We start from the raw sequence: 13942 nt of genomic DNA, 5'->3' as shown, positions 1-13942 counted from the left end.
ACCACCCGGCGTTATCCCGGCGAAAGCTGGGATCCGTCTATCCATCTGCGCGGGCGGCAAGTTTGGTCCCAGCTTTCGCTGGGATGATATCGCGGATGGAGTGATCGCGGTGGTTCAATTCACCTGTGTACGCCGAAGGGCCTAGCGCTGGTCGTTGTAGGGTTCCTTGACGGTGCCGACGCGGCGCGCCAGCGCCGAGAAGGACAGGGCTCCGTCATCCGAGACGGTGGCATTGGCGATCCGCAGCAGGCGGGCCGGAAAGGCCAGGGCGTCACGCTCGGCCGGGCGGAGGTTCTCGATCGAGCGGTTATCGTTGATGGCGGTCTGTTCGGCCGCCCGCATGGCGTCGTCGACATCCTGCCGGGAGACCAGACCCTTGGCGATCATGGTCTCGTGCATGGCGGCGATCGCAAGGTAGAGGCCTTCAAGCTGCAGGTTGGCGGTGTTCATCGCTCGGGTCCTTTCTCACACGAAAGAGGCGGGCCGCGGCCCGCCTCCATGCTGCGCCCATCCTCAGTGGATGAACAGCAAGATGATGATGATCAGCCAGATCGGAACACCCAGCAGCCAGAGTCCAAGTCCTCTCAGCATTGTGCTTCTCCTTAGCGAGCGCGCCGGAACACGGTGCGGAAGACCGTGCCCTGGTCGCGATGGTTGCCGCCCATCTGGGCTGCCCAGAACGAGGCTGCCGCACCGACCAGCAGCGCCGCTGCCGTCAGGAAGGCGCCGACGATGCCGGCCTTTCGCGCCGTTTCGGCAGCAGCGGCAGCATCCGCCTTCGCCTTGTCGACAGCCGCCATCACCTCGGTCACCCGGGCATTGGCCTCGTCAGGGGTGAGGCCAGTATTGGTGGCGACGAGCTGGGCGAGATAGGCCTTGTCGGGATCGCTCACCGAGCCGGCGATAGCGCCCTGCGCCAGGATGCGGCCGGTTTCGGCGCGAACTGCCGTGGTGTCGGCAACTGGCGGCGTAGTGGCCGCAGTAGCTGATGGCCGGAACAACTGATCGACGAAGTAGGCGTTCGGATCGATCGCGCTGCCTGCGTCATCGGCCACCGTTGCCGCAGCGTTGGTCAGCGTTGAAGCCGCGGCGCCCACGGCATTTGCCGCCGCGCTGATACCTCCGACGGCGATCAGCCCGCCGATGACCAGAGCGCCAGCCCAGACCAGCAGGCCATGGGCTCCATCGCGGACATCGGCCTCATCCTCGGTCGCGTCGTGGTGCCGCCGGCGCAGGCGGCCGGTGAGGTAGGCGCCGGCCATGAAGCTCGAGACCTCCACCCACAGCAGCCAGGTGGCCGCCGCAATGGCGATCCAGATCATGGGCACATCGGGCCCGGCGTGGAAGTTGACGAAACTGAGCCCGATGGCCGAACCGAAGCTCAGCAGCACCAGCGAGATCGCCGATGCGAGAGCGATACCGGCAATGATCGCCGGCCAATCGACATAGGAGCTGTTGTCCACCTTTGCGGCAGGGGCCGGCGCGACGATGACGTCTGTTTCACTGGGAATGGTCATGACCGGCCCTTACCTCAGCCCGAAGAAGGACAGCACGGCGAGGATGACGACCACGAGGCCGACGAGGTAGATGATCCCGTTCATTTTTCTTGTTCTCCTTTGACGCGAGTTCGTCACAGAAAAGTACGGAAACCGGCGATTGGTTGCCTTGATCGGCAAATTCTCCTAGCGGCGCTCAGCGGCGCGCCGATCGATCTCCTCGAGCGCTTGCTGATCGTTTTCAACGCGATCGGCGATTAACCTGCGGAGCTTGTGCAGCTCGTGCCCGGTGAGCTCTTCAGCGCCGATCAACCGGTTATCCGCCTTGCGAACCGCGAGGATCAGGTCGTCGAGCTTGGCCTGCACCGCCTCACCGTCGCGGTTCTGGGTGTGCTGCACCACGAACACCATCAGGAAGGTGACGATGGTGGTGGCAGTGTTGACCACCAGTTGCCAGGTCTCGGAGAACCCGAAGAGCGGGCCGCTGACGGCCCAGAGAATGATCAGTCCACAGGCGATCGAAAAGGTCAGCGGCTTGCCCGCACCTCGTGAGACGAGGTTGGAGAAGCGGTGAAAGAAGCCTTGGGCCATGATGACACCCTGTTGCCGGAACAGCGGGTGATTCAATCTCCAAGCCTTGCGGCGGTTCCCGCTAGAGCAGGAACCCGAGCGTGGTAGCGGCGGCCAGCGTTCCCGCGAGCGCCAGAAAGGCGAGCAGCCACAGCACGAGGCGAGGGAGTCGGCGGGCCTGTGTAACGGGAGACATCGGCGCAATTCCATTCTGGAGACAATTGCGCGATCAACGCCCGGCCGCAGCGTCCCAAGTATCGCCCGCAGGGCGATGGCTCGACCGGTCTATTGGGAGGTTAGGCCGTTGTCCGGCTGTCACCAATTCAGAAAGACATGTGCGATCGAAGAAGGGAGAAGATGGTACGCCCGGATGGATTCGAACCATCGACCATCCGATTAAAAGTCGGATGCTCTACCACTGAGCTACGGGCGCCCGGAGCGGGGCTGGGCCCCGCGTCAATCGGCGATCCGCCACGCGGTGCGGATCGGCGCGGAACATAGGCATTGTGCCCCTGCTGTCAATCGCTAACGGCGAATAGCCCTCAGTTGAGCAGCGGCACGGGCCGCCCGACATAGGTTGTGGGCTCACACGGTACGCCGACGCGGTCGAGCCGCGCGCAGAGCTCGATGGCCGAGGCGCGGTCGACCAACGGCCCGGCGACGATAAGCTTGCCGTCGGTGCCGTCCTGGTCGGCAAGCACCGGCGTGAGGCCAACCAGCATGGTGCCGACCTCAGCCAACAGCTCCTGCCACTGCGCTTCGGCGGTATCGGCGCGCACCGGGAAGCCGAGCGCGATGCCGGGCGCGGAGCCATCTGGAATCGCCAGCGGCATCGGCGCCTGAAGCGGTATCGCCTTCAGCTTCACCTCGTTCGAACCAGGGACGAGCGGGCGTTGCTGCACGGCGACAGTGCCCCCTTCGGTCTCGAAAGTCAGCGTCTTGCCCGGCGTGATCGAACCCGTGGTGGTGGAATCGATGGCTGTGGCGGCGGTGCGCGCCTCGGTCTGCGCCCGCTCGAGGATTTTCGGCACGCTGACTTCGAGTGCACCGACGCGCTTGGTCACGGCGCCGGCAGCTTCCTCGTTCATGGCAAAGCGCTGCAGCAGCTGGGTGTTTTCGCGCTTCATCTTCGAGGTTTCTTCCTCGAGAGTCGCAACCTGGGTGCGCAACTGGTTGATCGTCGAGCCTTCGAGGCGCGATGCGTGCAGCGCGCCGTAGACGTTGGGCGGGATCAGACCGGAGAGGTTGGCGCCGAGGATCGCTACAGCCCAGATGCCGAGCGCCACGATGCCCCACATCGTCACATCGGCCGGACGAAACTGGTCTGCTGCCTTCGCCAAAGGTCTTATCCCCTCAAAACCCCACGAATCAGGGGCATTGTCGAGTTTACCACTCCGTAACCGCGTTATCGGATTCCCAACAACTTGCTGCCATAAACACGGGGGAAACGATGACCCTGACGAGGGCCCTCCGGGATCACATGAATGACTGAACTGCTGTCGATCATCCTGGCCGCGGGCGAAGGCACCCGCATGCGCTCGGCCATGCCGAAAGTGCTGCATCAGGTGGGGGGCTTGTCGATCGTCGGCCACGTGGTGAATGCCGCGGTGGCGGCAGGTTCGAACCGCGTGGCGGTGGTGACCGGGCCGGGACATGACGCCGTTCGCCAGATGGTCAATGGCTTTGCGCCGCAGGTGCAGTTCTTCGAACAGGCCGAGCGCAAGGGCACCGCGCACGCGGCGAGCATGGCCCGTCCGCTGTGGCAGGATGCCGAGGGCTATGTCGCTGTCGTCTATGGCGACCACCCGCTGCTGCGTGGCGTCAATTTCGACGCGGTGCTCAGCCGGCTGACACATGGGTTCGATGCGGCGATCCTCGGGTTCGAGCCGAAGGATCCGACGGGATATGGGCGCTTCATCACCGATGGCGATCGCCTGCTGGCCATTCGCGAACACAAGGACGCGAGCGATACCGAGCGGCAGATCGGCCTCTGCAATGCCTGTATCCTGACCTTCAAGGCCGAGGTGTTCAGGGAGCTCATCGACAAGGTGAGGCCGAACAACGCGCAGAAGGAATTCTACGTCACCGACCTGGTGCAGCTCGCCAATGAGGCCGGCTACAAGGTCGGCTACGGTGTGGCCCCCGAACAGGATGTGATGGGCGTCAACGACCGGGCGCAGTTGGCGCGGGCAGAAGCGCAGTTCCAGGAACTGCGGCGCGACGATTTCATGCGCGCCGGGGTGACGCTCAAGGATCCTTCGACGGTGTATTTCTCCTACGACACCGAGATCGGCCGCGATGTGACGATCTTCCCCAACGTGGTGTTCGGGCCGGGAGTGAAGATTGCCGATGGCGTCGAGATCCGGGCGTTCTGCGATATCGAGAACACGAGCATTGGGGCCGGCGCCAGCATCGGGCCGTTCGCCCGCATGCGCGGCAATGTCGAGATCGGCCAGCAGGTGCATGTCGGCAATTTCGTCGAGGTGAAGAACTCGGTGATCCACGAGGGCGTCAAAGCCGGGCACCTCGCCTATCTGGGCGATAGCGAAGTGGGCGCCAAGACCAATATCGGGGCAGGGACCATCACCTGCAACTATGATGGCGTGAACAAGTCGAAGACCAGCATCGGCGCCAATGCCTTCATCGGCTCGAACTCCTCGCTGGTGGCGCCGGTGACGATCGGCGACGGGGCCTATGTGGCCTCGGGCAGCGTCATCACGAGGGATGTCGAACCGGACGCGCTGGCCATCGGCCGCGCCCGGCAGGAGAACAAGGCTGGCTACGCGCCCAAGCTCAAGGCGCGGGCCGAAGCCATCAAACGCGCCAGGACTGGCAAGTAGGGGACATCACCATGTGCGGGATTGTCGGGATTATCGGGACGGAACCGGTCGCGCCGCGGCTGGTGGATGCGCTGAAGCGCCTCGAGTATCGCGGCTATGACAGCGCCGGCGTTGCGACGCTGGAGGGCGGCCAGATCGATCGCCGTCGCGCCGAAGGCAAGCTTGGCAACCTCGCGGCCAAGCTGAGCTTCGAGCCGCTCGGCGGCAATATCGGCATCGGACATACCCGCTGGGCGACGCACGGTGCGCCGACCGAAGGCAACGCCCACCCGCACGCCACCGACAAGGTGGCGGTGGTGCATAACGGCATTATCGAGAACTTTCGCGAACTGCTCGCCGACCTGGCGAGGGACGGGTATTTGCCCAAGACGCAGACCGATACGGAATCGGTGGCGCTGTGGGTGACGCGCGAGCTCGACCGCGGGCTCGACCCGGAGATGGCGGTGGCGCGGACGCTGAAAGAGCTGCGCGGCGCCTTCGCACTGGCCTTCATGTTCAAGGGCGAAGACGCTCTGCTGATCGCGGCGCGCTCCGGCGCGCCGCTCGCCATCGGCTATGGCGCGACCGAAATGTATCTCGGTTCCGATGCCATGGCGCTGGCGCCGTTCACCTCGCGGCTGAGTTACCTGCTCGATGGTGACTGGGCGGTGCTGACCAAGGGGGGTGTCACCATCCGCGACGGCTCGGACGCGATCGTCCAGCGCGAAATGCTGGTTTCCGCAGCCTCGGCATTGCTGGTCGACAAGGGCAACCACCGCCATTTCATGGCCAAGGAGATCTACGAGCAGCCGGAAACCGTGTCGCACACGCTCAGCCACTATGTGGATATGAGCAGCGATCGGGTGGCGCTGCGTGAGACCCTGCCATTCGATTTTGCGACGCTGAAGCGGTTGACCATTTCGGCTTGCGGTACGGCGTCCTATGCCGGCGTCGTCGCCAAATACTGGTTCGAGCGCTATGCGCGGCTGCCGGTGGATGTCGATGTGGCGTCCGAGTTCCGCTATCGCGAGCCGCCGCTGGAGCAGGGGGGCCTCAGCCTCTTCATCTCGCAATCGGGCGAAACTGCCGACACACTGGCGGCGCTGCGTTACTGCGCCAGCCAGGGCCAGCACATTGCCTCGCTGCTCAACTCGCCGGAATCGACGATGGCGCGCGAGAGCCAGGTGGTGTTCCCGACGCTGTGCGGCCCCGAGATCGGCGTCGCCTCGACCAAGGCGTTCACGGCGCAACTGACGGCGCTGGCGAGCCTCGCCATCGCGGCGGGCGTAGCGCGCGGCACGGTGACGGCCACGCAGGAAGCCGAACTGGTGCATAGCCTCACCACGCTGCCGACTGCCATCTCCGCCGCATTGGCGCTGGAGGGGCAGGTCGAGGATATCGCCAAGCGGCTGTCGAAGGCCAAGGACGTACTCTACCTGGGCCGTGGGCAGATGTTCCCGATCGCCATGGAGGGGGCGCTGAAGCTCAAGGAGCTGAGCTACATCCATGCCGAGGCCTATCCGGCGGGCGAACTGAAGCACGGGCCGATCGCGCTGGTGGATGAGCTGATGCCGGTGATCGTCGTGGCGCCGTCGGACGAATTGATGGGCAAGACGCTTTCCAACATGCAGGAAGTGGCGGCGCGCGGCGGCAAGATCATCCTGATCACCGACGAGGTGGGCAAGGAGACGGTGGGCGACGGGGTGGCGGAAGTGCTGGTGCTGCCCAAGGTCGCAAGCTTCGTGGCGCCGATCCTTGCGACCATTCCGGTGCAGCTGCTCGCCTATCACACGGCGTCGTTCATGGGCACCGACGTCGACCAGCCGCGCAACCTCGCCAAGAGCGTGACGGTTGAATAAGCCGTTCTTCGAGCATGAGCCGGAGCTCAACGTCCTAGGCGAGCGGCTGGTTCTCTGCTCGATGAATCCGCTGACCGGGTTCTTCCGCAACGGCAACTGCATCACCGGCCCGCTCGATGAGGGCCGACACACCGTGTGCGCCGAGATGACCGACGCGTTCCTCAGGTTCTCGAAATCGCGCGGCAACGACCTCAGTACACCGATGCCGGAATATGCATTCCCGGGCCTCAAGCAAGGCGACCGCTGGTGCCTCGTGGCGCTGCGCTGGGTCGAGGCGCTGGAAGCCGGCATGGCGCCGCGCGTGGTGCTCAAGGCGACGCACCAGTCGGTGCTGAACTATGTCGAGATCGACGTGCTCAGGAAGTACGCGGTGGAGTGAGGCTGAGTCAGTCAGCCGGCACCGGCGCGCACTGACCCCCACCCCTGTCCCCTCCCCCTAAGAATGGGGAGGGAGACGATAGCCGCGATCTCGGTGTCTTGGTCTCCCTCCCCATGTTTAGGGGGAGGGGACAGGGGTGGGGGTCCACAGCCACCGGCGGCAGGTGCTGGCCCGTTCTTCAATCCGCGATCAACCGCCGCCCCAAACTCAACGAGTCATGCCGCTCGTAGCCCAATCGGTCGTAGAACTTCAGCACCCCGTCATTCTCACCCCGCACCAGCAGGTTGATCTTCGGGCACCCCATCGCCGTGAGCCGGCGCTCCAGCTCGGCCAGCAGCGCGGCGCCGTAGCCTTTGCCGGCGTGCTCCTCGGCTGCCGCGAGATAGTAGACCGAGCCGCGGTGACCATCGTAGCCGCCCATCGCCGTAGCGACGATGGCGCCATCCAACTCGCCGACAAGGAACAGCTCCGGCTGCACCGCGAGTTTGCGCTCGATGTCCTTTACTGGATCGTTCCATGGCCGGGTCAGGCCACGGGCCTGCCAGAGGGCAACGACCGCGTCGGTGTCGCGGGCTTCGAAAGGGCGGATATGCATTGGAGGTCAGCCGGCTCGGAGCAAGGGAATGGCGAGGTCTTTGCGGAACAGATAGAGCAGCGTGCGCAGCGCGTCGCCGTCACGGCCGGTAAGGCCGGGGTTACGGGTCAGGGCATCCTTGGCGTCTTCATGCGCCCATTCGAGCAAGTGCCGGTGCACGTCGGGGACGGCGAGGTGGTAGCCGGGCATGCCGGATTGCCTGGTGCCGAGCACGTCGCCCTGCCCACGCAGTTCGAGGTCTTTCTCGGCGATGACGAAGCCATCCTCGGTGCCCTTGATGGTTTCGAGGCGGGCCTTGGCGGTTTCGCTCAGCGGTTCCTTGTAGAGCAGCAGGCAGGCCGAGCGCTGGCTGCCGCGACCGACGCGGCCGCGCAGCTGATGCAGCTGTGCAAGGCCGAAACGCTCGGCATGCTCGATGATCATGATGGTGGCGTTGGGCACGTCGACGCCGACCTCGATGACCGTGGTGGCAACGAGGATCTTGGCCTCGTTGCGCTGGAAGCGCTCCATCGCCTCGGCCTTTGCCGTTGCGCTCATCCGGCCATGGATGAGAACCACCTGGTCACCGAACACCTTCTTGAGTTCGGCGAAACGATCCTCGGCGGCGACCACTTCGAGATGCTCGCTTTCCTCGACCAGCGGGCAGACCCAGAACGCCTGTGCGCCCTCGGCGATGCGGCTCTGCAGCCGCTGGATGACGCGGCCGTATTCGCCGATCGACAGCACCGCGGTGTCGATCGGCTGCCGGCCACGTGGCTTTTCACGCAGGATGCTGACCGCCATGTCGCCGAAATGGGTGAGCACCAGGGTGCGCGGGATCGGGGTCGCTGTCATCACCAGGAGGTCGGCGTGGACGCCCTTCTCGCTGAGGGCGAGGCGTTGGTGGACGCCGAAGCGGTGCTGCTCGTCGACCACTGTGAGGCCGAGATTGTGGAACTCGACGCCGCCCTGGAACAGCGCGTGCGTGCCGACGATGATACTGGTTGCGCCATCGGCGATCCCAGCGAGTACGGCGCGGCGTTCGGCGGCGGTCATCTTGCCGGTGAGCAGCACGATCCCGAGGCCCACCTGGTCGCAAAGCGGTTTCAGCGTCTTGTAGTGCTGGCTGGCGAGGATTTCGGTGGGCGTCATCAGCGCCGATTGCGCGCCGCTCTCGGCCATCGCTGCCATCGCCATCAGCGCCACGACGGTCTTGCCGGCGCCGACATCGCCCTGCAGCAGGCGTGACATGCGCTCGGGCGCGGCAAGGTCGCGGCGGATATCCTCGACTGCGAGCCGCTGGCCCTCGGTGAGGATGTAGGGCAGGGCGGCCTCGACCCTGGCGGAGATCTCGCCGGTGAAGCGCCGGGCGATGCCACGCGGCGCGACCAGCTGCGAGCGGACGATCAGCAGCGCCAACTGGCCGGCAAGGTATTCGTCATAGGCGAGGCGCATGCGGTTCTTCGACCAGAGCTGCGCGTCATCGGGGGTATCGGGGGCGTGCGAAGCCTGCATCGCAGCGCGGAAATCGGGCCAGCCGAACTCCGCAATGCGCTCGGCCGGCATCCATTCGGGCAGGTCCGGAACGGTCTCCAGCACCTGCCGGGTGAGCTTGATAAGGGCGCGGGAGCTGAGGCCCTGGGTGAGCGGATAGACCGGCTCGACCAGCGGCATATCCTCGAACTTGTCGGCTTCGACGACATAGTCGGGGTGGGTGATCTGCTTTTCGCCCTGGAAAAAGCCGATGGTTCCCGAGACGTATCGGGTCTCGCCGACCGGCAGTAGCTTTTCCACCCAGCCGCCCTGGGCACGGAAATACACCAGCTGGATCTCGCCGGTTTCGTCGTGCGCGAACACCCGATGCGGGATATGCGGCCGCCCACGCGGCGGCGGCTGGTGCCTGTCGATATGGAGCTTCAGGGTCGCGATATTGTTGTGCACGGCGTTGGCGATGCCATCCATGCGACGGCGGTCGACGATACCGGTGGGCATGTGCATCAACAGATCGAGCGCGATGGCTTCCTGCCCCTCGGGTGCACCGAAGAAGCGGGTCAGCAGGGCGCTGAGCTGCGGCCCCACGCCTTTGATGGAATGGAGCGAGCGAAACAATGGATCGAGGGCCGGCGGGCGGGGCATGCAACTCCGGTCGGGCAAATTTGTCCGGAGAGTTGTGGCAAAATCGGCTGCCGAATGCCACCGGCATGCGATTGGTGCGGTGTCCCCGTCAACAGTTGCCGACCGCTCCGCCGCTACGTGACACGGAGGCGATATCCGCGTAAACACGCCATCCACATTCCCCGAGACCCCCCGCTCATGGCCCTTCAAAAAGACGCCGGTGAAGATTCTGCTATGCGGTTGCGCCGCCTGCGCTATCGCGCCTGGCATCGCGGCACCAAGGAGATGGACCTGCTGCTCGGGCCCTACGCCGATGCGCGGCTGGCCGGGATGGATGCAACAGAACTCGATCGGTTCGAGATGCTGCTGGAGGAGGTCGATACCGACCTCCTCGCCTGGCTGATGGGGCAGGAGCCGGCGCCCGCCGACGCCGACCACGACCTGCTTGCCGACCTGCTCAGATTCCGGACCGCCAAATGACCGACCAGCGCGCCGACCGCACCATTTCCAACGTCCCCGACGGCATGCAGCCGGTGGTGCTGGCGCGCCTCGTCGAGGAGCGCCTGAGGGCAGCGCCCGAGGCGCCGGTGAGCGCGGTGTTCGTCGCGCGTGACGGGCGCCGCATGCAGCGCATGGTGGAAATCCTCGAGCAGTTGATGCCGGGGCACCAGTTGCTGACGCTGCCGGCCTGGGATTGCCTGCCTTACGATCGCGTGTCGCCGAACGGGGTGACGATCGCGGCCCGCATGACGACGCTCTCCAGCCTCGCCAGCGGCGCGGCCAAGGGCGCCATCGTCCTCACCACGGTCAATGCCCTGGTGCAGAAGCTGCCGCCACGTGAGACGGTCGCCGGGATGAGCTTTGCCGCAGCGGCGGGGCAGGTGGTCGACAGCGAAAAGCTGATCGCCTGGGCGGCCGGCAACGGCTATCTGCGCGTGCCGACGGTGCGTGAGACCGGCGAGTACGCGGTGCGTGGCGGGCTGGTGGATCTCTATCCGGCCGGCGTTGAATCGCCGCTGCGTTTCGACTTTTTCGGCAAGCAGCTCGAGACCATCCGTACATTCGACGCCGACAGCCAACGCACCACCGGCAACCTCAAGCGCATCGCGCTGGCGCCGATGAGCGAGGTGCTGCTGAGCGAGGAGGCGATACGCCGCTTCCGGGCGCGCTACACCACGATGTTCGGCGGCAACACCGTCGATGACCCGCTTTATGCGGCGGTGAGTGCCGGCCAGCGTTATCCGGGGGTCGAGCACTGGACGGCGTTCTTCTACGACGAGCTCGACCATCTCGCCGCGTACACCGACGACGCGCCGTTCGTGTTCGACGACCAGGCCAGGGAAGCCTTTGCCGACCGACAGACGCAGATCTCCGACTATTACCAGGCGCGCGAGGACGCACGGCACGAGAAGCAATCGCAAGGCGCGGCGCCCTACAAGCCGGTGCCGCCGGCCCAGCTTTATGAAATGGATCGGGCGCCCTATGCGCTGGCGCCTGAAAAGGGGGTGGTGCAGCTCTCGCCGTTCGCGACGCCGGAGACCAAGAAGGCCGATGATGCCGGCGGACGCGTGGCGCCCAGCTTTGCCGCAGAGCGGCAGGCGCAGGACGTCAACCTGTTCGAAGCCGTGGTCAAGCTGTTCCGTGCCGAGCGGAAGAAGGCGCGCAAGACCATCATTGCCTGCTGGTCGGAAGGCTCACGCGATCGCATGGCGCAGGTGCTGGCCGACCACGGCCTCGAGCATCCGCGCCTCGCCGAGAACTGGCGCGATGCCGAAACGACTTCGCCGGAGACCACGGCGCTGGTGGTGCTGGGGCTAGAGACCGGCTTCCAGACCGACGACATGCTGGTGCTGAGCGAGCAGGACATTCTCGGCGAGCGGCTGCTGCGTCCGCAGAAACGTCGCAAGGCTTCCGATGCACTGACCGAAGCCGCCGGCCTCGCGGCCGGTGATCTGGTGGTGCATGTCGACCATGGCATCGGTCGCTTCCTCGGGCTGAAGACCATCGAGGTGCAGGGCGCACCGCACGACTGCGTCGAGATCGAATACGCCGGCAACACCAAGCTCTACCTGCCGGTCGAGAATATCGAGCTGTTGTCGCGCTACGGCGCCGACGCAATCATCGAGCTCGACAAGCTGGGCGGCGTGGCCTGGCAGGCCAAGAAGAGCAAGCTCAAGAAGCGCATCCGCGACATGGCGGAGCAGCTGATAAAGATCGCGGCTTTGCGCCAGCTCTCGACGGTGCCGCCGATGGATGTGCAGCCCGGGCTCTACGAGGAGTTTGCGGCGCGCTTCCCCTACGATGAGACCGAAGATCAGTTGGTTGCCATCAACGCCGTGTTCGAGGATCTGGCGTCGGGCCGGGTGATGGACCGGTTGGTCTGCGGAGATGTCGGCTTCGGCAAGACCGAAGTGGCGTTGCGCGCGGCGTTCGCCGTCGCAATGTCGGGTCGCCAGGTGGCGGTGGTAGTGCCGACCACGCTGTTGTCGCGCCAGCACTTCAAGACCTTCAGCGAGCGCTTCTCCGGGCTGCCGCTGCGCATCCGGCAGGCCTCGCGGTTGGTGTCGTCGACCGAGCTCAAGGCGACCAGGGAAGAGCTGGAAAAGGGCACCGTCGATATTGTCGTCGGCACCCACGCGCTCTTGGCGAAATCCATCCAGTTCAAGGACCTCGGCCTCCTGATCATCGACGAGGAGCAGCATTTCGGCGTTGCCCACAAGGAACGACTGAAGGAACTGAAGGGCAACGTCCACGTGCTGACGCTGACCGCGACGCCAATTCCGCGCACGCTGCAGCTGGCGCTTACTGGGGTCCGCGACCTGTCGCTGCTGGCGACGCCGCCGATCGATCGCCTCGCCATCCGCACGTTCGTGTCGCCATTCGATCCGCTGAGCGTGCGCGAGGCGCTGCTGCGCGAGAAGTATCGCGGCGGGCAGGCGTTCTACGTGGTGCCCAAGATCAAGGATCAACCCGACATCGCCGAGTTCCTGCGCCAGCAGGTGCCGGAGGTGAGCTACGTCGTCGCCAACGGGCAGATGCCGCCGAGCGAGCTCGACGACATCATGAACAATTTCTACGACGGCAAGTTCGACGTGCTGGTGGCCACGACGATCGTCGAATCCGGTCTCGATATCCCGAACGCCAATACGCTGATCGTGCACCGGGCGGACAATTTCGGCCTCGCCCAGCTCTATCAGATCCGCGGCCGTATCGGGCGGGCCAAGCAGCGCGCCTATGCACTGTTCACCATCCCACCGGATCGGAAGCTCAACGACACCGCCGAGCGGCGGCTCACCGTGCTGCAGTCGCTCGAAACGCTGGGGGCAGGGTTTCAGCTGGCGAGCCATGACCTCGATATCCGCGGCGCGGGGAACCTGCTCGGTGATGAACAGTCCGGCCATATCCGCGAGGTCGGGTTCGAGCTCTACCAGGCGATGCTGGAGGAGGCGGTGGCGGCGCTGCGCGACGGGGATGCCGACTTCGAGGAACGCAACGAGTGGAGCCCGACGATCTCGCTGGGCATGCCGGTGATGATCCCCGAGTATTACGTGCCCGACCTGCAGCTCAGGATGCAGCTCTACCGGCGCTTGGGCGACCTTTCGGATGCGCGCGAAATCGACGCGGCGGGCGCCGAGTTGATCGACCGGTTCGGGCCGCTGCCCGAAGAAGTCGAGGCGCTGCTCAAAGTCATCCTGGTGAAGGCACTTTGCCGCACCGCCAATGTCGAGAAAGTCGATGCGGGCCCCAAGGGTGCTGTCATCACGCTTCGGCACAAGGAGTTTCCGAACCCGGCCGGCCTCGTCCGCATGGTCTCCGATCCGCAGATGCAGGTGCGGATCAAGCCCGATCAGAAACTCGTGTTCAGCCGTGACTGGCCGACAGCAGAGGCGCGACTGAAAGGAACAGCCGCGATACTGTCAAGAATGGCCCGTCTGGCCGCGGAAACGGGTGCTGCGGCAACACTCGCAGGTTAAAGCTTTCGGAATTCCTCTCGGTCATGTTATTGCCGCGTTTCGTGCCTTGAAGAGCGCACGAAGAAGGGTGGCCGGGAGAGTCACCGATGGTAGGACACCACAAGGAAATTCAATGACCCTCAAAAAGCTCGTCGTTGCTGGTTTCGCGGTTGCCGC

The 13942-nt window shown here is 65.1% G+C and carries 11 protein-coding genes and 1 tRNA gene; 5 read left to right on the top strand and 7 right to left on the bottom strand.

All coding sequences use genetic code 11. The features are described 5' to 3' along the window. Positions 1–141 precede the first annotated feature (141 nt). The 5 genes from VGV07_RS00925 to VGV07_RS00905 all read right to left on the bottom strand — a co-directional run bounded on the left by VGV07_RS00925 (position 142) and on the right by VGV07_RS00905 (position 3406). Positions 142–450, bottom strand: coding sequence for a hypothetical protein (locus tag VGV07_RS00925; protein WP_326866796.1), 309 nt, complete (start codon positions 448–450; stop codon positions 142–144). Between the two features lie 152 nt (positions 451–602). Next, complete coding sequence (locus tag VGV07_RS00920) at positions 603–1517, bottom strand: hypothetical protein (RefSeq protein WP_326866795.1); 915 nt, start codon at positions 1515–1517, stop codon at positions 603–605. Positions 1518–1682: 165 nt separating this feature from the next. Next, the gene (locus VGV07_RS00915) at positions 1683–2087 is read right to left on the bottom strand and encodes a low affinity iron permease family protein (protein ID WP_326866794.1); all 405 of its coding nucleotides are present in this window, start codon (positions 2085–2087) and stop codon (positions 1683–1685) included. Between the two features lie 337 nt (positions 2088–2424). Beyond that, a tRNA-Lys gene (locus VGV07_RS00910) sits at positions 2425–2499 on the bottom strand. A gap of 109 nt (positions 2500–2608) precedes the next feature. Further along, positions 2609–3406 (bottom strand): hypothetical protein, encoded by a 798-nt coding sequence (locus tag VGV07_RS00905; protein ID WP_326866793.1) that lies wholly within the window; start codon positions 3404–3406, stop codon positions 2609–2611. Positions 3407–3550: 144 nt separating this feature from the next. On the opposite strand from VGV07_RS00905, the gene glmU reads away from it, so the two are divergent. From glmU to VGV07_RS00890, 3 genes are read left to right on the top strand one after another with little or no spacing between them, the layout of a single operon-like run. Beyond that, complete coding sequence (gene glmU, locus VGV07_RS00900; protein ID WP_326866792.1) at positions 3551–4906, top strand: bifunctional UDP-N-acetylglucosamine diphosphorylase/glucosamine-1-phosphate N-acetyltransferase GlmU; 1356 nt, start codon at positions 3551–3553, stop codon at positions 4904–4906. 11 nt (positions 4907–4917) lie between these two features. Continuing rightward, positions 4918–6744 carry a glutamine--fructose-6-phosphate transaminase (isomerizing) gene (gene glmS / locus VGV07_RS00895; RefSeq protein WP_326866791.1) on the top strand — a complete coding sequence of 609 codons (1827 nt, stop codon included), beginning with the start codon at positions 4918–4920 and terminating at the stop codon, positions 6742–6744. Further along, positions 6737–7123 (top strand): DUF2237 domain-containing protein, encoded by a 387-nt coding sequence (locus VGV07_RS00890; RefSeq protein WP_326866790.1) that lies wholly within the window; start codon positions 6737–6739, stop codon positions 7121–7123. The genes glmS and VGV07_RS00890 overlap by 8 nt, the downstream gene beginning before the upstream one ends. A 178-nt stretch (positions 7124–7301) precedes the next feature. On the opposite strand, the gene VGV07_RS00885 is transcribed toward VGV07_RS00890, so the two are convergent. Beyond that, complete coding sequence (locus VGV07_RS00885; protein WP_326866789.1) at positions 7302–7718, bottom strand: GNAT family acetyltransferase; 417 nt, start codon at positions 7716–7718, stop codon at positions 7302–7304. Between the two features lie 6 nt (positions 7719–7724). After that, entirely contained in the window at positions 7725–9833 is a 2109-nt protein-coding gene (gene recG / locus VGV07_RS00880; protein ID WP_326866788.1) for an ATP-dependent DNA helicase RecG, read from the bottom strand. Between the two features lie 213 nt (positions 9834–10046). Here recG and VGV07_RS00875 point away from each other — a divergent pair, with 213 nt between their 5' ends. Then, entirely contained in the window at positions 10047–10292 is a 246-nt protein-coding gene (locus tag VGV07_RS00875) for a succinate dehydrogenase assembly factor 2 (RefSeq protein WP_326866787.1), read from the top strand. After that, a complete protein-coding gene (gene mfd, locus VGV07_RS00870; RefSeq protein ID WP_326866786.1) occupies positions 10289–13786 on the top strand; it encodes a transcription-repair coupling factor in 3498 nt (1165 codons plus the stop codon). The genes VGV07_RS00875 and mfd overlap by 4 nt, the downstream gene beginning before the upstream one ends. The last annotated feature ends 156 nt before the right edge of the window (positions 13787–13942 follow it).

Source organism: Devosia sp., from assembly GCF_035944845.1.
Taxonomy (GTDB): domain Bacteria; phylum Pseudomonadota; class Alphaproteobacteria; order Rhizobiales; family Devosiaceae; genus Devosia_A.
The sequence above is the reverse complement of the archived record's forward strand: the minus strand, read 5'-3'. Positions and strand labels throughout refer to the sequence as shown.

Excerpts from the sequence above, each read along its gene's own strand:
- VGV07_RS00925 (WP_326866796.1), bottom strand. The coding sequence starts at position 450 with ATGAACACCGCCAACCTGCAGCTTGAAGGCCTCTACCTTGCGATCGCC.
- VGV07_RS00920 (WP_326866795.1), bottom strand. The coding sequence starts at position 1,517 with ATGACCATTCCCAGTGAAACAGACGTCATCGTCGCGCCGGCCCCTGCC.
- VGV07_RS00915 (WP_326866794.1), bottom strand. The coding sequence starts at position 2,087 with ATGGCCCAAGGCTTCTTTCACCGCTTCTCCAACCTCGTCTCACGAGGT.
- glmU (WP_326866792.1), top strand. The coding sequence starts at position 3,551 with ATGACTGAACTGCTGTCGATCATCCTGGCCGCGGGCGAAGGCACCCGC.
- glmS (WP_326866791.1), top strand. The coding sequence starts at position 4,918 with ATGTGCGGGATTGTCGGGATTATCGGGACGGAACCGGTCGCGCCGCGG.
- VGV07_RS00885 (WP_326866789.1), bottom strand. The coding sequence starts at position 7,718 with ATGCATATCCGCCCTTTCGAAGCCCGCGACACCGACGCGGTCGTTGCC.
- recG (WP_326866788.1), bottom strand. The coding sequence starts at position 9,833 with ATGCCCCGCCCGCCGGCCCTCGATCCATTGTTTCGCTCGCTCCATTCC.
- VGV07_RS00875 (WP_326866787.1), top strand. The coding sequence starts at position 10,047 with ATGCGGTTGCGCCGCCTGCGCTATCGCGCCTGGCATCGCGGCACCAAG.
- mfd (WP_326866786.1), top strand. The coding sequence starts at position 10,289 with ATGACCGACCAGCGCGCCGACCGCACCATTTCCAACGTCCCCGACGGC.